The sequence below is a fragment of the Mycobacterium sp. 050134 genome, from assembly GCF_036409085.1.
Classification (GTDB): Bacteria; Actinomycetota; Actinomycetes; order Mycobacteriales; family Mycobacteriaceae; genus Mycobacterium.
In genome coordinates this window covers 225048-245931 of the sequence record NZ_JAZGLV010000003.1, presented here as the reverse complement: position 1 = coordinate 245931, position 20884 = coordinate 225048, and the positions used below count along the sequence as shown (strand labels likewise).

Here is a 20884-nt window from a genome sequence, read left to right as displayed (position 1 = left end):
GAAGATGCTGGTGCACTGAGTAACGATTCACGACATTAGCCGAACTCCAGCAGCGTCAGGCGCGGCCGCAGCGGATGCAGCGCGGCGGTCCGGTAGACCGCCGACAGCAGGGTATTGAAGACCAGGCCGCGTCCCGGTGGGAACCGCAGGTCGTGGACGGCGCGCACCCCGGGGATCGTGTCGGTCAGGCCGGCGGCCTGCCGCGCCGACAGGGTGAACGGCATCGCGGGCACCTTGTAGCGCAACGACGTTCGCATGCCGTATCGGTTCACCGTCGCGAACAGCGCCGGGGGCAGATCGAACAACATGCGCCCACCCGGAAAAGCCTTGGCGCACGCGGCAATCAGCCCCAGCGCCTGCTCGGGTTGCAGGTACATCAACAACCCCTCGGCGGTGATGAACACACCCGCGGCGGCGTCGATCGATTGCATCCAGCTGTAGTCCAGGGCGGATTGCGCGCACACCGACACCCGCGGCGACGCGGGCAGCAGCCGGGAGCGCACGTCCACGACCGCCGGCAGATCGACTGTCAACCAACGGAATCGGCCGCCCGGAACGGCCGCTTCCAGCCGCCAGAAGCTGGTCTGCAGGCCTTCCGCCAACGCCACGACCGTCGCATCGGGGTGCTCCGCGAGGTACGCGCGGGTCTGCGCGTCGAACGCCAAGGCGCGCAGCGCGATGTCCTGGCGCGTGGGACCGAACTTGGCGAAGTCGAATTCGATCGCGTCGTGAAGCGCGATCGCCATCGGATCGTTGAGGATCGCGTCCGAGCGCCGGGCCTCCCGGGCCCGGGCGTGCAGCGTCAGCAACGCCGTCTCGGACACGCCGGTGAGGACCACCTTGTGCCGCGACGGGGTCACCGCAGCACCTTGTCCAGGGTGCGCAGGTTGCGCGTCGTGGTCGACGACTTGTAGCGCGGCTTGCCCATCGTCTTGCCGATCGTGCTGTCCAGCGTGCAGCCCTTGGGCACCTGCCAGTAGATGACCCCGTCACCGCGGGTGATCTTCTCGTCGGGACCGGCACCCGAGGCGAGCCCGGCCAGTTCGTCCAGCACCGCGCCGTCGGCGACGAACGTGACGTAGGACTGGTAGCCGTCGACCTCGCGCTCGAACGGGTACGCGTCGGAGATCGCGCGCACCGCGTCCAGGCTGTAGACCAGCACCCACGCGTCATAACCGAAGTTGTCGCGGAGCGCGGCTTCCGCCTTCTTGCGCACCGCGGCGACACCCCCGGACGCGCCCAGCAGCACGTTGCCGGTCGCCAGGATCGTGCGCACGTCGGTAAACCCCGCCTCGCTCAGCGCGCGCGCCACCTCGGCCATCTTGAGGTTGACGCCGCCGACGTTCACGCCGCGCAGGAACGCCGCGTACTCGGACATGATCAGATTCCATCAGGCGAGCCGGGAACGTGGCAACGGCGACGTACGCTTTCGACATGGGACGCCAGGTTTTCGACGACAAGCTATTGGCCGTGATCAGCGGGAACTCCCTCGGGGTGCTGGCCACCATCAAGCGCGACGGGCGCCCACAGCTGTCGAATGTGAGTTACCACTTCGACCCCCGCGAGCTCGTGCTGCGGGTCTCGATCACCGAGCCGCGGGCCAAGACGCGCAACCTGCGCCGCGACCCGCGTGCGTCGATCCTGGTCGACGCCGACGACGGCTGGTCGTACGCCGTGGCGGAGGGGACGGCGGAGCTCACCCCGCCCGCGGCGGCCCCGGACGACGACACCGTCGAGGGCCTGATCGCTTTGTATCGCAACATCGCCGGCGAGCACCCCGACTGGGACGACTACCGCCGGGCGATGGTCACCGACCGGCGGGTGCTGTTGACGCTGCCGATCTCGCACGTGTACGGCATGCCCCCGGGGGTGCGATAGCCGTTAGGCTTTCGGCTATGACTGGATCGAAGTCTTCCGGGGCGGCACCCGAGGACGACAACAAGCGCAAGTTCAAGGAAGCCCTCGACCGCAAGGTGGCGAAGTCGTCCGGCGGATCGGACCACAAGAAGGCCGGCGCCGCGCAACCGCGGGCGCACGGCCCGGTGGAGAACCGCCGCGAGTTCCGGCGCAAGAGCGGATAGGCGCGTGCCGAAACTTCAGCTTGTCCAGGACCCGGTCGCCGACGCGCTGCTGGACGACAATCCCTTCGCCCTGCTCGTCGGCATGCTGCTCGACCAGCAGGTGCCGATGGAGACCGCCTTCGCGGGGCCGAAGAAGATCGCGGACCGGATGGGCGGCTTCGACGCCGGCGAGATCGCCGACTATGACCCGGACAAGTTCGCCGCCCTGTGTTCGGAAAAGCCGGCGATACATCGCTTTCCGGGGTCGATGGCCAAGCGCATTCAGGCGCTCGCGCAGATCGTGGTGGACCGCTATGAAGGTGACGCGGCGGCGCTGTGGACGTCCGGCAACCCGGACGGCGCGGAGCTGTTGCGCCGGCTCAAGGGGCTCCCCGGTTTCGGCGAGCAGAAGGCGCGGATCTTTCTGGCGCTGCTGGGCAAGCAGTACGGCGTGACGCCGACGGGCTGGCGGGAGGCGGCCGGCGAGTTCGGTCAGCCCGGCACCCACATCTCCGTCGCCGACATCGTCGACGCCCAATCGCTTGGGCGGGTGCGCTCCTACAAAAAACAGATGAAGGCAGCAGCGAAGGAAAAGGCGGCAACGTGAAGACGCACCTGAATTGCCCGTGCGGGGAAGCGATCGTCGGCAAGGACGAGGACGAGCTGGTCGACCTGACCCAGGCTCACCTCGCCAGCGCCCACCCCAACCTCGAGTACGACCGCGACGCCATTCTCTTCATGGCGTACTGACGCCGGCGCGCGTGCCAGCTGACACGCGCGCCGCCGTCATACGGACCCGTCAGGGCACCACCGTCGAACCGATGGTGGGCATGAACTGGCACTGCCGTTCCTTGGTGGTGACCTGGCCGAAGATGGTCGACATGATGCTCCCCGAGCCGGTGTCGGCGATCGCGGTCAATGTCGTTGGCCCCTCGCCGTTGATGTCGGTGCGCGGCTTGAGCGCCACCGTTCCGGACTTGCCCGTGGTCAGGTTGACCCAGGTCACATTCAGCGGCAGCTTCTGCACGTCAGCGGGACCCGGGGTGCCAACCGCGGTGAACACGTAGGCCGTCTGCCCGGGGCCCGGGCCGGGCGTCGGGATCTTCGCCGGCCCCGCGACCGACAGCGCGGTGGCGATCGAGCTGGTGCCGTCCGCAAGGCAGTTCGTGCCGATCGAGGGGTACATGAAGTCCTGCGTGGGCGGCGCGTCAGGGCCGAAACCCGGAGCCGGCGCGGGTGCCGGTGCGGGTGTGGCCTCCGCCGCGGGAGCCGGCGTGGGTGCCGGTGCGGCCTCCGGCGCGGGGGGTGCCGGTGCGGGTGCCGCAACCGCCTCGGCGGTGCGCGGGGCTGCCGCGGGCGGCGCGTCGGCCGGTGGCGCGGCCGCCGGTGGCGCGGCGACGGGTGCCGGGCCGGCCGCGTGGGCGGGATCGATACCCGTGGGCAGGTGAGACTGCAGGCCGGGCTCGATGCCCGTCGCCGGTACGTGGGGCTCCGGCCCGGTGTTCAGGGCGACCGGCGTACCCGGCTTTTGAACAAACTGGTTGACCGTGGCCGCAACGGTTTTGGACTCCGAGGGTGCGGTCGGGTTATGAGTGAACGCCTGCGCCGCGGCCATGAGCAGCTCGGTTGCCTGCCCGGGATTGCTGGCCGCTTGCTGGATGATCGGGCTCAGCTGCGATAACGCCGGCAGGCCCGGAAGTTGTTGGGTGTTCGGCTGAGGCGCCGCCGGTTCGGCCGCCGCGCTGGGGCACATCCCGAGCGCGGCGGCCGACGCCGTGACGACAGCGGCCAAACCTTTGGACAGATACCAATTGGTTGCCACGAAATCCTCCGGTCCTGGGTAGTGGCTCAGCTGTCTGGTGGGTCGATCAGGGAATGGCCGAGAGCAGCGGCGACATCGGGCTGGCCGGGGTGGCCGCGGGTGCTGCGGCCGGCGCGGCCGGTGCTGCGCCGGTGGCCAGCGCCGTCAGATCCTGCGGCAGTGTCAGCTGCGGCGGCACGTTGACCGGCAGGCCCGCCGGCAACGCCGGCATGTCGACCTTCGCCTGCGGCATCTGGGGGGCGGGCGGCGTGGCGGGGGCCGCCGGTGCCGAAAGCCCCGGGATGGATGGCAGACCCGGAATCGACGGGGCGGCCGGGGCCGCGGGCGTCGCGGGCGCCTGCCCCAGCAAGCCGGGCAGCAGGCTCTGCGGGCCCGTCGGCGCGGTCGCGGCCGGGGCCGTCGGCGACGTCAGGCCCGGGATCGACGGCAGTCCGGGGGCCGACGCAGGGGCGGCGGGGGCGGCGGCCGAGGGCACACCCGGGAAGCTGATGCCCGGGGTGGCCGGCGGCGCCGGCGGCGTCGCGCCGAGCGCGGTCGCCAGGTTCTGCAGGATCTGTGGTGCGTTGGCGGCCGAGCTGATCAGCTGCTGCGGAATGTTCGGTATCGGCGGAGCCGGCACGGGGTCGGCGTGGGCGATCCCGCCCGTCAGCAGCGCGGCGGACGAACCGACCACGACGGCGGTTGCTCGCAAGTAAGTCCAGATGGTTGGCATGACTCTCCCTGGTTGTTTCGACGACTGGTCCCTGGCCGAAGCTACTTTGATGCTGGTGGGACTCAAGTGACACGTGTGGCATTTATTTGATCGTTATCGATACGAGTGATGGCGGTTATCGACCGCTTCGGCGGAGCGCCGCCGTCGCGTATCGTCCGCGGCTCCGACTGGCGGGATCGCTAAAGTCGGGCGAATAGACAGCACCCCGGCCGCCCCGGCGGCACCCCGGACCCGGCGGCTCGCCGACGCGCTCAAGGCGGCGGCGCCGCTGCTCCTGCTCGTCAGCATCGCGGCGCGCCTGGCGTGGACCTACCTGGCGCCGCACGGGGCGAACTTCGTCGACCTGCACGTCTACCTGGGCGGCGCCGCGGCGATCGACCACCCCGGCACCCTCTACAGCTACGTTTACGCCGAACAGACGCCCGACTTCCCGTTGCCGTTCACCTATCCGCCATTCGCCGCGGTCGTCTTCTACCCGCTGCACCTGCTGCCGTTCGGTGTCGTCGCCTTCCTGTGGCAGATCGCGACCATCGCCGCGCTGTACGGCGCCGTCCGAGTCAGCCAACGGCTCCTGGGCGTCGGCGGTCACCGCGTCGCGATGCTGTGGACGGCGATCACCATCTGGATCGAACCGTTGCGCAGCACCTTCGACTACGGCCAGGTCAACGTCCTGCTCATGCTTGCGGTGCTCTGGGCGGTGTACAGCTCGCGGTGGTGGCTGACCGGCCTGCTGGTCGGCGTGGCGGCCGGAATCAAGCTGACGCCGGCCATCGGCGGCGTCTACCTGGTGGGCGCTCGGCGGTGGGGCGCGGCGGCGTTTTCGGCGGTGGTGTTCGCCGCGACCATCGCCGTGTCGGCGCTGGTCGTCGGCGACCAGACGCGGTATTACTTCACGCGGCTGCTGGGCGACGCGCGCCGGGTGGGCCCGATCGCCACCGCGTTCAATCAGACGTGGCGGGGCGGCATTTCACGCATCCTGGGCCACGACGCCGGCTACGGTCCGATCGTGCTGGCCGCCCTCGCCGTGACGGCGGTCGCCGCCATCCTGGCCTGGCGTGCGCTCGATGACGCCGACCGGCTGGGCAGGTTACTGGTGGTCGAGCTCTTCGGCCTGCTGCTGTCGCCGATCTCGTGGACCCACCACTGGGTGTGGCTGGTGCCGCTCATGATGTGGGCGATCCACGGCCCCCGGCGCGAGCGCCCGGGCGCGCGGGCGGTGGGCTGGGGGTGGTTGGCGTACGCCATCATCGGCGTGCCGTGGTTGCTCAGCTTCGCGCAGCCGAACATCTGGCAGATCAGCCGCCCCTGGTACCTGGCCTGGGCCGGCCTGGCTTACATCGTGGCGGCGGTGGCGACGTTGATCTGGATCGCGGCCTCCGGACGTCCTGCGAGGAGGTAGTCGCCCGCTCGCGCTGGCATCGAGATTGCGGGGGCGGTCGTGACCTCCGGCGAAGGGCGACTGTGGCGGCAATTCCGGCGGTCGGGCGCGTACGCCCTAGTCGCCGACGATCCCGTCGATGTCGCGCGCCATGTCGACGTCCTGTTGCGTGATGCCGCCCTCCGAGTGCGTGACGAGCGCGAAAGTGACCGTCCGCCAACGGATATCGATGTCCGGATGATGGTCTTTACGCTCGGCGTGCTCGGCCACCCGGCGCACCGCCTCGATGCCCCCGAGGAACGTCGGGAACTTGATCGACCGGCGCAGGGTGCCGTCGGCGCGCTCCCATCCCTTGAGGTCGGGCAGCGCGGCGTCTACCTGCTCATCCGATAACACAGCCATGTTCCGACCGTATACCGTCACTGCCCATGCCGACCCAGATCGTCGTCGCGGGGGCCGTCATCCGTCGCTCCCGGCTCCTGGTGGCGCAGCGCGACCGGCCGCCGGAGCTCGCCGGTCGGTGGGAGCTGCCCGGCGGCAAGGTCACGCCTGGCGAGGCGGAGCCCGAGGCCTTGGCCCGCGAGCTGGCCGAGGAACTCGGGTTGGCCCCATCCGACGTGGAGGTCGGCGACCGGCTCGGGGGCGATGTCCCGTTGCACCCCGCTGCGATCCTGCGCGCCTACCGCGTCCGCTTGGTCCGTGGGGAACCGCAGCCCCACGACCACCGGGCGCTGCGGTGGCTGACGGCAGCGGAGCTAGACGAGGTGGACTGGGTGCCCGCCGACCGCGCCTGGCTTCCCGACCTGCGCCGAGCGCTCTGAGAGCGACTTCATCGGAAGCCCACAGTCGCTCCGCAGCCGACACGTACGCCGACCTGCCGGTGGCTTCGCCGCAGGTGTTCGGTGACCAGACCGACGTCCCCGAATCCGCTGACTGGTGGGACGCGGCCTACCTGATGATGTGGGGCTCCAACGTCCCGATCACCAGGACCCCCGACGCGCGCTGGATGGCCGAGGCGCGTTACCGCGGCACGAAGGTGGTGACGGTCAGCCCCGACTACGCCGACAACACGAAGTTCGCCGACGAGTGGATGCCATGCGCGGCCGGCACCGACGGGGACTGGCCATGGCGATGGGTCGCGTCATCATTTCGGAATGTTATGTGCAGAAGGAGGTTTCGTTCTTCGCCGACTTCGCGCGCTACACCGACCTGCCCTTCCTCATCAAGCTGGAACGGCGCGGCGACAGGCTGGCTCCGGGTAAGAAACCTCACGGCCGCCGGCATGGACACGGCGCTCGTCCGCCTGCCCAGCTTCGCCATGGTCAACGGCGAGGGCGCCACCGTGGCGCGCGGATGCCGGGCCGCCCGCCGAAGCCGTTGGGCTGCAGCCATTTACGTTGAGTGTGCCGACGCGGCGCCCGGAAGGGGCGGAGCATGTTTAGCAATGTCTTGTTCTGGGACATCGCGCCCTATGTCACGCTCGCGGTGCTCGCGGTCGGGACGTGGTGGCGATGCAGATACGACAAGTTCGGCCGGACGTCCCGGTCGTCGCAGGTTTACGAGTCGCGGTTGTTGCGCACCGGCAGCCCGATCTTTCACTTCGGTCACCCACCCATTGCACGTCAGCGACTACGCCTATCACCTCCAGGCGGTGGTCGCCGGGTCGATGGCGGGCCTCGCGACGCTGGCCGGAATCGGTCTGCTGATCCACCGGCGCTTCACCCGCCGCGGCCGTGTCGGCGGCCACCACCCGCGCCGACAAGCTGACGTACGTGGTGCTGGTGCTCGCCGTCGTAGTCGGCCTGTACTGCGACCTGCTCGGCACCGGGCCGCACGGCGGCGAGTTCCACTACCGCTACACCGTCGGCCTGTGGTTCCGGCGCATCTGGCTGTTGCAGCCGCACGGGGAAGTGATGGTCAACGCGCCGCTGGACTACCAGCTGCACGCCCTCATCGGGATGGTGTTGTTCACGGTGTGGCCGTTCACGCGGCTCGTGCACGTGTTCAGCGCGCCGGTCGTCTACCTGTTCCGGCCCTACATCGTGTACCGCAGCCGGGAGGTCGCGCCCAGGGGGGAACTGGCCGGGCCGGCGCCGCGCCGCCGCGGCTGGTAGCGCCGGAACGGGGCCGCACCTGCCGGTTCGCTATCTAAGGTCGCCGCTGCCAGAATCACCGACGTGCCTTTCCGTAATGTCGCCATCGTCGCCCACGTCGACCACGGCAAAACGACCCTGGTCGACGCGATGCTGCGGCAGTCCGGTGCGTTGACGCACCGCGGTGACGACGCCCAAGAACGCATCATGGACAGCGGTGACCTGGAGAAAGAAAAGGGCATCACCATTCTGGCCAAGAACACCGCGGTGCACCGTCACCACCCCGACGGCACCGTCACGGTGATCAACGTCATCGACACCCCGGGCCACGCCGACTTCGGCGGGGAGGTCGAGCGCGGCCTGTCCATGGTGGACGGCGTGCTGCTGCTCGTCGACGCGTCCGAGGGGCCGCTGCCGCAGACGCGTTTCGTGCTGCGCAAGGCATTGGCCGCCCACCTGCCGGTCATCCTCGTGGTCAACAAGACCGACCGGCCGGACGCCCGGATTTCCGAGGTCGTCTCCGAAAGCCACGACCTGCTGCTCGACGTGGCCTCGGACCTCGACGAGGAAGCGCAGAAGGCCGCCGAGCATGCCCTCGACCTGCCCACGCTGTACGCCTCGGGCCGAGCCGGCATCGCCAGCACGACGGAACCGGCCAACGGCCAGAACCCCGAGGGCGACAACCTCGATCCGCTGTTCGACGTCCTGCTCGAGCACATCCCGCCGCCGCAGGGTGATCCCGAGGCGCCGCTGCAGGCGCTGGTCACCAACCTCGACGCCTCGGCCTTCCTCGGGCGGCTCGCGCTGATCCGCATCTACAAGGGCCGGATCCGCAAGGGCCAGCAGGTGGCCTGGATGCGCGAGGTGGACGGCCACCCCGTCATCACCAGCGCCAAGATCACCGAACTGCTGGTGACCGAGGGTGTGGAGCGGACACCCACCGACGAGGCGATCGCCGGGGACATCGTCGCGGTCGCCGGCATCCCGGAGATCATGATCGGCGACACGCTCGCCGACCCTGACCACGCGCACGCGCTACCGCGCATCACGGTCGACGAGCCGGCGATCTCGGTGACGATCGGCACCAACACGTCGCCGCTGGCGGGCAAGGTCAAGGGCCACAAGTTGACCGCCCGGATGGTGAAATCGCGCCTGGACGCCGAACTCGTCGGCAACGTGTCCATCAAGGTCGTCGACATCGACCGGCCCGACGCCTGGGAGGTGCAGGGCCGCGGCGAGCTCGCGCTGGCGGTGCTCGTCGAACAGATGCGGCGCGAGGGCTTCGAGCTCACGGTCGGCAAGCCGCAGGTGGTCACGCAGACCATCGACGGCAAGCTGCACGAGCCGTTCGAGGCCATGACGATCGACTGCCCCGAGGAGTTCGTCGGCGCCATCACCCAGCTGATGGCCGGCCGCAAGGGCCGGATGGAGGAGATGACCAACCACGCGGCGGGCTGGGTCCGCATGGACTTCATCGTTCCCAGCCGCGGCCTGATCGGCTTTCGCACCGACTTCCTGACCCTCACCCGTGGCACCGGCATCGCCAACGCCGTGTTCGACGGCTACCGGCCGTGGGCGGGGGAGATCCGGGCCCGACACACCGGCTCGCTGGTGTCCGACCGGGCCGGCGCGATCACGCCGTTCGCCATGATCCAGCTCGCCGACCGGGGCCAGTTCTTCGTCGAGCCGGGGCAGGACACCTACGAGGGCATGGTCGTCGGGATCAACCCGCGCGCGGAGGACCTCGACATCAACGTCACCCGAGAGAAGAAGCTGACGAACATGCGGTCGTCCACCGCCGACGTCATTGAGACGCTGGCCAGGCCGCTCGAGCTCGACCTGGAACAGGCGATGGAGTTCTGCGCGTCCGACGAATGCGTTGAGGTGACCCCGGAGATCGTGCGGGTGCGCAAGGTGGAATTGGACGCCACAACCCGGGCGCGCAGCCGGTCGCGGGCCAAGGCGCGGGGTTAATCGCGCGTGCATGGGCGGGCTGCTGCGCGGCTGCTCGATACCCTGATCGGCGTGCCGAGACGAGCCCGCCGCCTGCTCACGGCGATCGGCGTCCTCATCTCGCTGGTCGGGTTGACCCTGGCGGCTTGCACGGTGAACCCGCCGCCGGCGCCGCAGAGCACCGACACGCCGCACAACTCGCCCCCGCCGCCGCCGCGGGTCACCCAGATCATCATGGGCATCGACTCGATCGGCGCCGGGTTCAACCCGCACCTGCTGTCCGACCTGTCGCCGGTGAACGCCGCGATCAGCGCGCTGGTGCTGCCGAGCGCGTTCCGGCCCGTCCCCGACCCCGGGACGCCCACGGGCTCGCGCTGGGAGATGGACCCGACGCTCCTGGTGTCCGCCGAGGTGACGAGCCAGAATCCGTTCACGGTCACCTATAAGATCCGGCCCGAGGCGCAGTGGACCGACAACGCGCCGGTCGCTGCGGACGATTTCTGGTACCTGTGGCGACAGATGGTCAGCCAGCCCGGCGTCGTCGACCCCGCCGGCTACGACCTCATCACCGGCGTGCAGTCGCTGGAGGGGGCCAAGCAGGCCGTCGTGACCTTCTCGCAGCCATATCCGGCGTGGAAGGAACTGTTCAGCAATCTCCTGCCGGCGCACATCGTCAAGGACGTGCCCGGCGGCTTCGCGGCGGGGCTGGCCCGCGCGATGCCCGTAACGGCCGGCCAGTTCCGGGTGGAGAGCATCGATCCCCAGCGCGACGAGATCCTGATCGCCCGCAACGACCGCTACTGGGGGCCCCCGGCCAAACCGGCGCTCATCCTGTTCCGGCGCGCCGGCGCGCCCGCCGCGCTGGCCGACTCGGTCCGCAACGGCGACACCCAGGTGGCCCAGGTGCACGGCGGATCGGCCGCCTTCGCTCAGCTGTCCGCCATCCCCGACGTGCGCACCGCACGCATCGTCACGCCCCGGGTCATGCAGCTGACGTTGCGCGCCAACGAGCCCAAGCTGTCGGATGCGCAGGTTCGCAAGGCGATCCTGGGGCTGCTGGACGTCGATTTGCTCGCGGCCGTGGGCGCCGGCAGCGACAACACCGTGACGCTGGACCAGGCCCAGATCCGTTCGCCGAGCGACCCGGGCTACGAGCCGACCGCGCCGCCCGCGATGACGACGCCCGCCGCGCTGGCGTTGCTGACGGGTGCCGGGTACACGATCGAGTCCACCGCGTCGTCGTCACCCGCGCCGACGCCGGCGAGCACGGGGCCGCCGGAAGTCATTCGCGGCCGGATCAGCAAAGACGGCCAGCAGCTGTCGCTGGTGATCGGCGTGGCGGCGAACGACTCGACGTCGGTCGCGGTGGCCAACACCGTCGCCGACCAGCTGCGCAACGTCGGGATCGCCGCGACGGTGCTCGCGCTCGACCCGGTGTCGCTCTACCGCGACGCGCTGACCAACAATCAGGTCGATGCCATCGTCGGCTGGCATCAGGCGGGCGGAAACCTCGCGACGTTGCTGGCGTCGCGGTACGGCTGCCCTGCTCTGCAGACGACGCAGGTGCCGACCTCGAAAGCGGCATCAGCAAGCCCCCCGGCAAGCCCCTCGGCCAGCCCGTCGGGCTCCGTCGGGCCGGCCACCACCCCGCCCACCCCCACACAGACACCGAGCCGCCCGCCCGAGCCCGGCGCGCTGGTTCAGGCGCCGTCGAACCTCACGGGGATCTGCGATCGCAGCATTCAGTCGAACATCGACGCGGCGCTCAACGGCACCAAGAGCATCAACGAGGTGATCACCGCGGTCGAGCCCCGCATATGGAATATGGCGACGGTCCTGCCGATCCTGCAGGACACCACGATCGTCGCGGCCGGGCCCAGCGTGCGAAACGTCAGCCTGTCGGGCGCGGTGCCCGTTGGGATCGTGGGCGACGCCGGCCAATGGGTGAAAACCGGGCCGTAGCGCACGCCGATCCTCTCCTCGGTTAGCCGAAAACGAACACTTCCGGAAACGGTTCTTTTCATCATCTATCGGCGATACGTTGTGCTCGTCCCGGGTTGCGGCCCTCTTCGACGCCCAGGGTCAGGCCTACCAGGCGCTTAGCGCCGAGGCGGCGGCGTTCCATCTGCGGGTTGTGCAGCTCGTGGCGGCCGGGGCGAACGCCTACGCGAACGCCGAGGTCAACGTCGTGCAGAGCCTGGGGAATGTGGCACCTTAGGACCCCGACTTGCCGGACTCATTCTGGCCGCCCCGCCCCGGGCCGGCACCCGCCCGCGGGTGTCGCGGCGGATAAATTCGATGGCCTAAAGGTAACGGATGGCTTACAGATTTTTCCGCGCCGGGCGTCCGCGGCATTAGTTAATGCAAATCGCCGTTTTCACGGCGACATAGCGATACGCTCCCGTCGTCGCGAGAACCCGCACGAACCGGGCCGCGGGGGACAATTGACTCATGGATGTCGTGAGCCGGGGAGGCAAGGATGTCGTATCTGATTGCAGCGCCTGAATTTATCGCCGATGCTGCGCTGAATCTGGCGAATCTCGGCTCGTCGATCGGCTCGGCCAACGTGGCGGCGGCGGTCGCCACGACGGGCGTGCTTCCCGCCGCCGCCGACGAGGTGTCGGCGGCCATCGCCGCCCTGTTCGCCCAGCACGCCGCGGGCTACCAGCAGCTGAGCGCCGCCGCTGCGGCGTTCCACAACTCTTTCGTCGAGGCCCTGACAGCGGGCGCAGGCACCTACGCCACGGCGGAGGCAAACGTCGTCCAGACGATGGCGGCCGCCGTCCCCGCGCTGAGCATCGATCTCAGCGGCGGGCTGTCGGGCCTGGCGGCCAGCCTGAGCGCCGACATCTCGGAGCTCGGCGCCGGCCTCAACGTCGCGTTGTCGGGCAGCTTCGGCGGCAGCCTGTCGGGCCTGGCGCCGCTCGGTGCGGCCCTGGCCGCGGACCTCAACGGTGGGCTGAACGCGCTGGCCCAGACGGGTGGCTCGCTCGCCACAAACATCGGAGCCAGCCTTTCCGGCCTGTCGGGCACGCTGAGCGCCGGGCTGCCCGGCCTGCAGGCCAGCCTCGGTGGCGGCCTCTCGGGCCTGAGTGCCCAGCTGAGCGCCGCGTTGTCGGGCGGTCTCGGCGCGAGCCTGCCGGGGCTTTCGGGCCTCATCCAGACCGGCACCGCGCTGGCGAACAGCTTCGGCGCGGGGCTCAACAGCCTGGCCGGCAGCCTGGGCGCCGGGCTGAACGGCCTGACCGGCGGCCTGAACCTCGCGTTCCCCGGCCTCGCGGCCACCCTCAGCGGCGGCCTTTCCGGCCTGGGCGCGCAGCTGAGCGCCGCCCTGTCGGGCAGCCTGGGCGTGGGCGGCAGCCTCGCCGGGCTGGGTCCGCTGGGTGCGGCGCTGGCGGCCGACATCAACGGCGGGTTGAGCGCGCTGGCGCCCTTGGGGGCATCGCTGGCCGGTGCCCTCAGCGCCGGCCTGCCCGGCCTGACCGCCGCCCTGCCCGGCCTGACCGCCAGCCTTTCGGGGCTGAGTGCCCAGCTGAACGCCGCGTTGACCGGCGCTCTGGGTGGCGCGCTGCCGGGGCTGCCCGCCCTGGGCATCAACCTGCCCGCCCTGGTGGGTGGTCTGGGCATCAACCTGCCCGCGTTGACGGGCGGCCTGGGGCTGAACCTGCCCGCGCTGACCGCCGGGCTGAACGCCGCGCTGACCGGCACGCTCGGAGCCGGCCTGCCGGGCCTGACCGCCAGCCTGAACGGGAGCCTCGCCGGCCTGGCGAACATCCTCGGCTTCAGCCCCGCCCTGGGCGCGAACATCGGCCTCGCCCTGAACGGGTTGGGGGCCTCGCTCAACGCCGCGCTGAACGGCGGCCTGTCCGCCTCGCTCGCGGGATTCCCCGCGGTCCTGGCGACGCTCGTCGCGCCCTTCCAGACACTGCTGACGGCGGCCTCGCCGGCGGCGTTCCTGGCCCAGCTCCAGACCATGGAGTTGGCGTTCAACAGTGCGCTGCTCAACGGGGAGCTCGCCTTCAACGCGGCCCTCATCGCCCAGGAAGCCGGTATCGAGCTCGCCCTGTTCGGCAACCTCGGCAACGACGTCCTCAACACCTTCTTCAACTTCTGGAACGGGGTGCTGGGCACGGGTCAGGCGACGATCAACAGCCTGGTGGGCGTGCAGTTCCCGGCCGCCCTGCTGGCCGGCAGCCTGACGCTCGGCACCAGCCCCACCATCGGCGGTGGCCTGTTCGGCGGCCTGCTGGCCACGGTGCCCACCAAGTTCCTGTGGGACCTCGGCGTGGTCGAGGCGATCGCGGGCGCCTTCATGGGCGGCGGCGGCATCACCACCGCGCTGAACGCCGGCCTCAACCTGGGCGGGCTGCAGGCGTCGCTGGCGGCGAGCCTCGGCGGTTCGCTGTTCGCCGGGCTGCCCACGACCGGGGCGGCGTTGGTGGCGGCGCCCATCGCGGGCCTGCAGGGTCTCGCCAACACCGGGGCCACGCTGCTCACGAACCTGGGCGGCGCCGAGGCGGCGTTCAACACCAACCTGGTGGCCAACGAATTGGGCTTCGAGACAAGCCTGTTCGGCAGCCCGGTCGCCCTCAACGGCGCGATCAACCGGTTCTTCAACGCCGGCAACCTGGCGCTGCTGACCGGGGAGCAGACGGTCAACAGCTTCCTGGGCGGCGGCACCCTGAACCCGTCGCTGACCGTGGGCGGTGTCCTGACCGGCAGTGGGTCGGGGGTCTTCAACGGCGGCGACATCGCCGGCATCCCGGGCATCTTCTCGCAGATCCTCGCCGGCGGGTTCGACCTGGCTGGCACGCTGTAAGCCAGGGGCGTCCTAGCCGCCGGACGCCGACGGCTTCGGCGGGATCACGGTATCCACGATCAGCGCCAGCTCCCGCTTGTTCGGCGGGGCCCCGGTCAACATGAAATGCTGGTTGATCAGCGCTGGGCCGATTCGCGCGGTGAACGGTGTGACCGTAGCCGGATCGAGGTCGCCCTCGGCGACCGCGTCGCGCAGGATGCACTCGATGATGCGCAGGCGGGGGGCCACCACGGCGTCGGCGAAGATGGCGCGCATCTCCGGCTCGTGCAGGAGCTGGTTGACGATGGCCATCCCCGGGAAGGCGGTCTTGCCGGCGCCGATGTCGCGGTGGGTGGCGAACACTGCCAGCAGATTGTCCCGGGCCGACCGGCCCGGCCGCTTTTCGGGCACCGGCGGCAACGTGTGGACCATCGCGGCGTGGACCAGCTCGGACTTGGTGGCCCAGCGCCTGTATAGGGCCGCCTTGCCGGTTTGAGCGCGCGCCGCGATGCCCTCCATCGTCAGCCCGCCGTAGCCGACCTCCGCCAACTCGGCCAGCGTGGCCTCGTAGAGGGCGCGTTCAAGGACCTCGCCCCGGCGGCGGCTGCGGCCGCCGGCCCGCGGTGTCTCGGTGACCTGGGACATCGTTCGATAGTAGCCGTCCGCGTTCCTACTTCGCTGCGAGCCGCGAAAGATGGGCAGGGCGGCCGGTTTTGCCGGCCGGGGTAGGGTGCGTCCATGCCTGAGACCCCCGAAACTCCAAGGCTGTTGTTCGTCCACGCGCACCCCGACGACGAGAGCCTGAGCAATGGGGCCACAATCGCGCACTACACCGCCCGCGGGGCGCAAGTGAGCGTCGTGACGTGCACCCTGGGGGAGGAGGGCGAGGTCATCGGCGATCGGTGGGCCGGGCTCGCCGTCGACGGGGCGGACCAGCTCGGCGGCTACCGCGTGGGTGAGCTGACCGCCGCGCTGAAAGAGCTGGGCGTCGGCGAACCGATCTATCTTGGAGGCGCGGGCCGCTGGCGCGATTCGGGCATGCGCGGCACCCCCGCGCGCGGTCGCGGAAGGTTCATCGACGCCGACGAACGGGAGGCCGTCGCGGCGCTGGTGGACATCATTCGCGCCCGGCGCCCGCATGTCGTCGTCACCTACGACCCCAATGGGGGTTATGGCCATCCCGACCACGTGCACGCCCACACCGTCACGTCCGCGGCGGTGGCCGCCGCCGGCGGCACGGACTTTCCGGGGGAGCCGTGGGCCGTGCCCAAGTTCTACTGGACGGTCTTCGCGCTGAGCGCGTTCGGCGCCGGCATGCGCGAGCTCGGCCCGCAGGACCTGCGCCCGGAGTGGGCGGTGGCTCCGGAGGGCGAGTTCGACTTCGGCTATGCCGACGAAGACATCGATGCCGTCATCGAGCCCGGCCCGCGGGCGCGGGCCGCAAAAACCGCGGCGCTGGCCGCGCACGCCACCCAGGTTGTCGTCGGGCCGACCGGCCGGGCGGCCGCGCTGTCGAACAACATGGCGCTGCCGATCCTCGCGGAGGAACACTACGTCTTGGCCGCGGGCACCGCGGGCGCGCGAGACGAGCGCGGCTGGGAAACAGATTTGCTTGCGGGACTTGGCTTCAACGCGCCCTGAGGCGGTAGGCTTAGCGAACAGGCAGCCACGGAAGGAACCTGATGGACCCTGACATGGACCCTAATATGCAGCACTGGCAGGACCGGCTGGACAGCCTGCAGTGGGTCATCGGCTCGATACTCTCCAACGTCGACAGCGTTCCGACCTGACCGCAACCGAGGCGCGCGCCTCGTCCGTCGAGGACGTGGGCGCGACCGACCCCGCGATCCGGTTTGTCGTCCTGGCGCTGCTGGCCGTCGACGGGGTGCTCTCGGCGTTGGCCGGCGCGCTGCTCCTGCCCTCCTATATCGGTTCCGTCCCGTTTCCCGTCAGCGGTGTGTTCAGCGGGCTGCTCAACGCGGCTCTCGTGTGGGCTGCGGCGCGATGGACTCGGTCCTCGCGCGTGGCGGCCCTGCCGCTGTGGACGTGGCTGTTGACGGTGGCGGTGATCAGCGTGGGCGGCCCCGGCGACGACGTCATCCTGGGCGGCCACGGCCTGATGGCCTACGGAGCGCTGCTGCTGCTGGTCTTCGGGGTCGCGCCGCCGGTCTGGGTGTTGTGGCGCGGCCACACCCACTGAGGCGGGTGCTCATCCGGCGCCGATTGCACGTCGGCTGACGTGGTCAGGCGAGGATCGGCGGCAGCGGAGGCAGCGGCGGCAGGAACCCGAGCACCCAGTAGATCTCGCTGTTGATGAAGTAGTTGATCGACGCCGTGGTGGCTGTATAGAAATTGCTCAGCCCCTGCGCGAACGAGATCTCCCCGGCGAGCCAGTCCAGCGTATTGAACAAGCCGCTCTGCACCATGGGCTCGATCAGGTTGTAGAAGAACATGATCTGCGGAGCCAGGATGCCGACGTAGGGGACCCAGCCGGCGGCATACGTGAGCAGCTCGAACCCGTATTGCACCCACGGCTCGATCTGCAGGTAGGCGTTCTCGATCGAGGCGGCTATCGGTGCGAAGGCGTTCGCCGCGGGGACCACGGCCGCGGCCGTCGCGGCGGCCGGCGACAACAGCGCGCTGGCCGCGCTGAGGGCGCCGACGCCGCCCGTCGGACCCAGTAACAGCGCGCCGGCCTGAGTCGCCGCCGCGGCGCCGCGGGCCAGGAGGCCGCCGCCACCGCCGAAGATGGCGCCCTCGAGTTGTCCCAGGGCGTTCGACAGCATGCCGCCGCCCGCTCCCAGCGAAGCCATGGCGGTGCCGGCGCCGCCGCCGATCAGGGGATGGCCCAGCAACGCTGTCGCGGGCGCGTCAACCGCGCTCGCCAGCGTCTGCGCGGCGTCCGACTCGGCCGCCGCGTACGCGTTCGCGCCCGCCGTCAGGGCCGCGGTGAACTGCCGATGAAACGCCGACACCTGTGCGGTGAGCTGCTGGAAGCCCAGCCCGTGCTCGGAGAACAACGCGGCGATCTGGGTGGAGATCTCGTCTCCGGCCGCGGCCAGGATGCCCGTCGTCGGGGCCGCGGCCGCGACGCGTGCGGTGTCGAGCCCAGATCCGATGCCCACCAGTTCGGAAGCCGCGGTAACCAGCGCTTCCGGGGCCGCCAGCAAGAAAGACATCTCGTACCTCCCGTTGCCTCAGACCAGCACGATTTCGATGTCGGGATCCGCCGATCGCACGGATCGTAACTCGATCCCAGCAAATTAGCGGGAATGTGGGAAAAATGGTCCGTGGGCCGTCGCGCCGGCACCCCGCGCGGTCGACCGCCTGCCGACGCGGCCCTGACGCTACTGTTGCGCTTATGCGACCCGCGAAGGTTGCCGATACGCCGGATATCGGAACCCGCGGATGAAATCCGAGCGTGGGGGAGTTACACCAACGTGCCGCTGACGCCAGACCGGGAGCCCACCGCCCCGCCTAGCCCGCCGCCCAGCCCCTTGCCCAGTCCTATGGTCCCGCCTCCTGGAGCAAGCGCGTCGGCGATGCGGCGGGTGTTGCGGCGGGCGCGCGACGGGGTAGCCCTGAATGTGGACGAGGCGGCCGTCGCTATGACGGCCCGCGGCGCCGACCTTGCGGACCTGTGCATGAGTGCAGCGCGGGTGCGCGATGCGGGCCTGCAGTCGGCGGGACGCCGCGGCGCGGGCGGCAGATTGCCGATCACCTATTCGCCGAAGGTCTTCCTCCCGGTCACCCGTCTGTGTCGCGACAACTGCCACTACTGCACGTTCGTCAGCGTCCCGGGCCGGCTACGCGCCGAGGACACCGGCATGTACATGGAGCCCGACGAGATTCTCGACGTGGCCCGGCGCGGCGCCGAACTGGGTTGCAAGGAGGCGCTATTCACGCTCGGCGACCGGCCCGAGGACCGCTGGGCGGAAGCCCGCGAGTGGCTCGGGCAGCGAGGATACGACTCCACGCTGTCCTACGTGCGGGCGATGGCGATCCGGGTGCTCGAGGAGACGGGCCTGCTGCCGCACCTGAACCCCGGCGTGATGAGCTGGTCGGAGATGTCGCGGCTGAAGCCGGTGGCGCCGTCGATGGGTATGATGCTCGAGACGACGTCGCGGCGACTGTTCGAAACCAAAGGGCTTGCCCACTATGGCAGTCCCGACAAGGACCCGGCGGTCCGATTGCGCGCCCTCACCGACGCCGGCCGGCTGTCGATCCCCTTCACCACCGGACTGCTGGTCGGCATCGGCGAGACCCTGCCCGAACGCGCCGACACCCTGCATGCGATCCGCAAGCTGCACAAGGAGTTCGGTCATGTGCAGGAAGTGATCGTGCAGAACTTCCGAGCTAAGGAACACACCGCGATGGCGGCCGTTCCCGATGCGCACATCGAGGACTACCTGGCGACGGTGGCGGTGGCGCGACTGGTGCTGGGCCCCGGAATGCGCATCCAGGCGCCGCCCAACCTGGTGTCTCGCGAGGAGTGCTTGGCGCTGCTGGGTGCGGGCGTCGACGATTGGGGCGGCGTTTCGCCGCTGACTCCCGACCATGTCAACCCGGAGCGTCCGTGGCCGGCGCTGGACGAGCTGGCCGCCGTGACCGCCGAGGCCGGCTACGAACTGGTACAGCGGTTGACCGCCCAGCCGAAGTACGTGCAGGCCGGGGCGGCGTGGATCGACCCGCGGGTGCGTGGCCACGTCGACGCGCTGGCGGATCCCGCCACCGGCCTCGCCCGGGACGTCAAACCGGTGGGCATGCCGTGGCAGGAGCCCGACGACGTCGAGTCGTCGGGGCGGGTGGACCTCAACGCGGCCATCGACACCGAGGGCCGCAATTCCGAGGCCCGCAGCGACCTCGACAGCGCGTTCGGGAACTGGGAATCGATCCGGGCGCGCGTGCACGAGTTGTCCGCCTACGCCCCGGAGCGCATCGACACCGATGTGTTGGCGGCCCTCCGTTCGGCGGAGCGCAACCCCTCCGGGTGCACCGACGACGAATATCTGGCGCTGGCGACCGCTGACGGGCCCGCGCTGGAAGCGGTTGCGGCCCTGGCGGATTCGCTACGGCGTGACGTCGTCGGCGACGACGTCACGTTCGTCGTGAACCGCAACATCAACTTCACCAACATCTGCTACACGGGCTGCCGGTTCTGCGCTTTCGCGCAGCGAAAGGGCGACGCCGACGCGTACTCGCTGTCCGTCGACGAGGTCGCCGACCGCGCCTGGGAGGCGCACGTGCAGGGCGCCACCGAGGTGTGCATGCAGGGCGGGATCGATCCCGAGCTCCCGGTCACCGGCTACGCCGAGCTGGTCCGCGCGGTAAAGGCCCGGGTGCCGTCGATGCACGTGCATGCGTTCTCGCCGATGGAGATCGCCAACGGAGTCACCAAGAGCGGATTGAGCATTCGCGAGTGGCTGACCGGGCTGCGCGAGGCCGGGCTGGACACCATTCCGGGCACCGCCGCCGAGATCCTCGACGACGAAGTGCGCTGGGTGCTGACCAAGGGCAAGCTGCCCACCTCGATGTGGATCGAGATCGTCACCACCGCGCACGAGGTCGGCCTGCGGTCGTCGTCGACGATGATGTACGGACACGTCGACACCCCGCGACACTGGGTCGGTCACCTCAACGTGCTCCGCGAAATCCAGGACCGCACGGGCGGTTTCACCGAGTTCGTGCCGCTGCCGTTCGTGCACCAGAATTCGCCGCTGTACCTGGCCGGCGCGGCCCGTCCCGGGCCGACCCATCGCGACAACCGCGCGGTGCACGCGCTAGCCCGAATCATGTTGCACGATCGCATTTCCCACATCCAAACCAGCTGGGTCAAGCTCGGCGTCGAACGTACACAGGTGATGCTCAACGGTGGCGCCAACGACCTGGGCGGCACGCTGATGGAGGAGACCATCTCGCGTATGGCCGGTTCGGAGCACGGCTCGTCCAAGACCGTGGGCGAGCTGAGCGCGATCGCGGAGGGCATCGGTCGCCCGGCGCGCCAGCGCACCACCACCTACGCGCCGCTCGCGGCCTGAGCCCGTGCGGGGCGCATCCCCCGCCGCGCG

At 70.1% G+C, this 20884-nt stretch carries 21 protein-coding genes and 3 pseudogenes; 16 read left to right on the top strand and 8 right to left on the bottom strand.

What is annotated here, in order from left to right:
• Positions 1–35: 35 nt before the first annotated feature.
• Both SKC42_RS04910 and SKC42_RS04905 read right to left on the bottom strand, forming a co-directional pair.
• Entirely contained in the window at positions 36–860 is an 825-nt protein-coding gene (locus tag SKC42_RS04910; RefSeq protein ID WP_330963169.1) for a class I SAM-dependent methyltransferase, read from the bottom strand.
• Entirely contained in the window at positions 857–1378 is a 522-nt protein-coding gene (locus SKC42_RS04905; RefSeq protein ID WP_330963168.1) for a DUF1697 domain-containing protein, read from the bottom strand. Before SKC42_RS04905 ends, SKC42_RS04910 begins: the two co-directional genes overlap by 4 nt.
• Before the next feature lie 56 nt (positions 1379–1434).
• On the opposite strand from SKC42_RS04905, the gene SKC42_RS04900 reads away from it, so the two are divergent.
• Genes SKC42_RS04900 through SKC42_RS04885 form a run of 4 tightly spaced genes read left to right on the top strand, consistent with a single transcriptional unit; the run spans position 1435 to position 2810 of the window.
• Positions 1435–1878, top strand: a complete 444-nt coding sequence (locus SKC42_RS04900; protein WP_330963167.1) for a PPOX class F420-dependent oxidoreductase — start codon at positions 1435–1437, stop codon at positions 1876–1878.
• A 17-nt stretch (positions 1879–1895) separates the two neighbouring features.
• Entirely contained in the window at positions 1896–2081 is a 186-nt protein-coding gene (locus SKC42_RS04895; RefSeq protein ID WP_330963166.1) for a DUF5302 domain-containing protein, read from the top strand.
• 4 nt (positions 2082–2085) lie between these two features.
• Positions 2086–2667: an HhH-GPD-type base excision DNA repair protein gene (locus SKC42_RS04890; protein ID WP_330963165.1), complete on the top strand. Its 582-nt coding sequence runs from the start codon at positions 2086–2088 to the stop codon at positions 2665–2667.
• Positions 2664–2810 (top strand): DUF1059 domain-containing protein, encoded by a 147-nt coding sequence (locus tag SKC42_RS04885; protein ID WP_085253955.1) that lies wholly within the window; start codon positions 2664–2666, stop codon positions 2808–2810. Before SKC42_RS04890 ends, SKC42_RS04885 begins: the two co-directional genes overlap by 4 nt.
• A gap of 49 nt (positions 2811–2859) precedes the next feature.
• On the opposite strand, the gene SKC42_RS04880 is transcribed toward SKC42_RS04885, so the two are convergent.
• A complete protein-coding gene (locus SKC42_RS04880) occupies positions 2860–3912 on the bottom strand; it encodes an Rv1157c family protein (RefSeq protein ID WP_442931991.1) in 1053 nt (350 codons plus the stop codon).
• A gap of 16 nt (positions 3913–3928) precedes the next feature.
• Entirely contained in the window at positions 3929–4594 is a 666-nt protein-coding gene (locus SKC42_RS04875) for a hypothetical protein (RefSeq protein WP_330963163.1), read from the bottom strand.
• Between the two features lie 175 nt (positions 4595–4769).
• Here SKC42_RS04875 and SKC42_RS04870 point away from each other — a divergent pair, with 175 nt between their 5' ends.
• A complete protein-coding gene (locus SKC42_RS04870; RefSeq protein WP_330963281.1) occupies positions 4770–5993 on the top strand; it encodes a mannosyltransferase in 1224 nt (407 codons plus the stop codon).
• Positions 5994–6089: 96 nt separating this feature from the next.
• Here the strand turns inward: SKC42_RS04870 and SKC42_RS04865 are convergent, their stop codons facing one another.
• Complete coding sequence (locus tag SKC42_RS04865; protein WP_330963162.1) at positions 6090–6374, bottom strand: 4a-hydroxytetrahydrobiopterin dehydratase; 285 nt, start codon at positions 6372–6374, stop codon at positions 6090–6092.
• Between the two features lie 26 nt (positions 6375–6400).
• On the opposite strand from SKC42_RS04865, the gene SKC42_RS04860 reads away from it, so the two are divergent.
• Positions 6401–6793, top strand: coding sequence for a (deoxy)nucleoside triphosphate pyrophosphohydrolase (locus tag SKC42_RS04860; RefSeq protein ID WP_330963161.1), 393 nt, complete (start codon positions 6401–6403; stop codon positions 6791–6793).
• 38 nt (positions 6794–6831) lie between these two features.
• Positions 6832–6915: pseudogene (locus SKC42_RS27675) on the top strand (hypothetical protein); the annotation flags it as partial.
• 113 nt (positions 6916–7028) lie between these two features.
• Here the strand turns inward: SKC42_RS27675 and SKC42_RS27670 are convergent.
• A complete protein-coding gene (locus SKC42_RS27670) occupies positions 7029–7364 on the bottom strand; it encodes a hypothetical protein (protein ID WP_442931980.1) in 336 nt (111 codons plus the stop codon).
• On the opposite strand from SKC42_RS27670, the pseudogene SKC42_RS04850 reads away from it, so the two are divergent.
• The 6 genes and pseudogenes from SKC42_RS04850 to SKC42_RS04825 all read left to right on the top strand — a co-directional run.
• Positions 7322–7414, top strand: a pseudogene (locus tag SKC42_RS04850) (nitrate reductase molybdenum cofactor assembly chaperone); the annotation flags it as partial. The gene SKC42_RS27670 and the pseudogene SKC42_RS04850 overlap by 43 nt on opposite strands.
• Positions 7407–8086: pseudogene (gene narI / locus SKC42_RS04845) on the top strand (respiratory nitrate reductase subunit gamma). The pseudogenes SKC42_RS04850 and narI, both read left to right, overlap by 8 nt.
• A 63-nt stretch (positions 8087–8149) precedes the next feature.
• Positions 8150–10039 (top strand): translational GTPase TypA, encoded by a 1890-nt coding sequence (gene typA, locus SKC42_RS04840; protein WP_330963160.1) that lies wholly within the window; start codon positions 8150–8152, stop codon positions 10037–10039.
• Between the two features lie 45 nt (positions 10040–10084).
• Positions 10085–11980: an ABC transporter family substrate-binding protein gene (locus SKC42_RS04835; RefSeq protein ID WP_330963280.1), complete on the top strand. Its 1896-nt coding sequence runs from the start codon at positions 10085–10087 to the stop codon at positions 11978–11980.
• Between the two features lie 79 nt (positions 11981–12059).
• A complete protein-coding gene (locus SKC42_RS04830; RefSeq protein ID WP_330963159.1) occupies positions 12060–12236 on the top strand; it encodes a PE family protein in 177 nt (58 codons plus the stop codon).
• Between the two features lie 261 nt (positions 12237–12497).
• Positions 12498–14837 carry a PE family protein gene (locus SKC42_RS04825; RefSeq protein ID WP_330963158.1) on the top strand — a complete coding sequence of 780 codons (2340 nt, stop codon included), beginning with the start codon at positions 12498–12500 and terminating at the stop codon, positions 14835–14837.
• A 12-nt stretch (positions 14838–14849) separates the two neighbouring features.
• On the opposite strand, the gene SKC42_RS04820 is transcribed toward SKC42_RS04825, so the two are convergent.
• Entirely contained in the window at positions 14850–15461 is a 612-nt protein-coding gene (locus SKC42_RS04820; RefSeq protein ID WP_330963157.1) for a TetR/AcrR family transcriptional regulator, read from the bottom strand.
• Between the two features lie 93 nt (positions 15462–15554).
• On the opposite strand from SKC42_RS04820, the gene mshB reads away from it, so the two are divergent.
• Together mshB and SKC42_RS04810 are read left to right on the top strand one after the other, a co-directional pair.
• On the top strand, positions 15555–16457 hold the full coding sequence (mshB, locus tag SKC42_RS04815) for an N-acetyl-1-D-myo-inositol-2-amino-2-deoxy-alpha-D-glucopyranoside deacetylase (RefSeq protein WP_330963156.1): 903 nt from the start codon (positions 15555–15557) through the stop codon (positions 16455–16457).
• A 100-nt stretch (positions 16458–16557) separates the two neighbouring features.
• A complete protein-coding gene (locus SKC42_RS04810; RefSeq protein ID WP_330963155.1) occupies positions 16558–17016 on the top strand; it encodes a hypothetical protein in 459 nt (152 codons plus the stop codon).
• Positions 17017–17059: 43 nt separating this feature from the next.
• Here SKC42_RS04810 and SKC42_RS04805 read toward each other — a convergent pair whose 3' ends face one another.
• Positions 17060–17995, bottom strand: coding sequence for a PE family protein (locus SKC42_RS04805; RefSeq protein ID WP_330963154.1), 936 nt, complete (start codon positions 17993–17995; stop codon positions 17060–17062).
• A gap of 330 nt (positions 17996–18325) precedes the next feature.
• On the opposite strand from SKC42_RS04805, the gene SKC42_RS04800 reads away from it, so the two are divergent.
• Positions 18326–20854 carry a bifunctional FO biosynthesis protein CofGH gene (locus SKC42_RS04800; RefSeq protein ID WP_330963153.1) on the top strand — a complete coding sequence of 843 codons (2529 nt, stop codon included), beginning with the start codon at positions 18326–18328 and terminating at the stop codon, positions 20852–20854.
• Positions 20855–20884 lie beyond the last annotated feature (30 nt).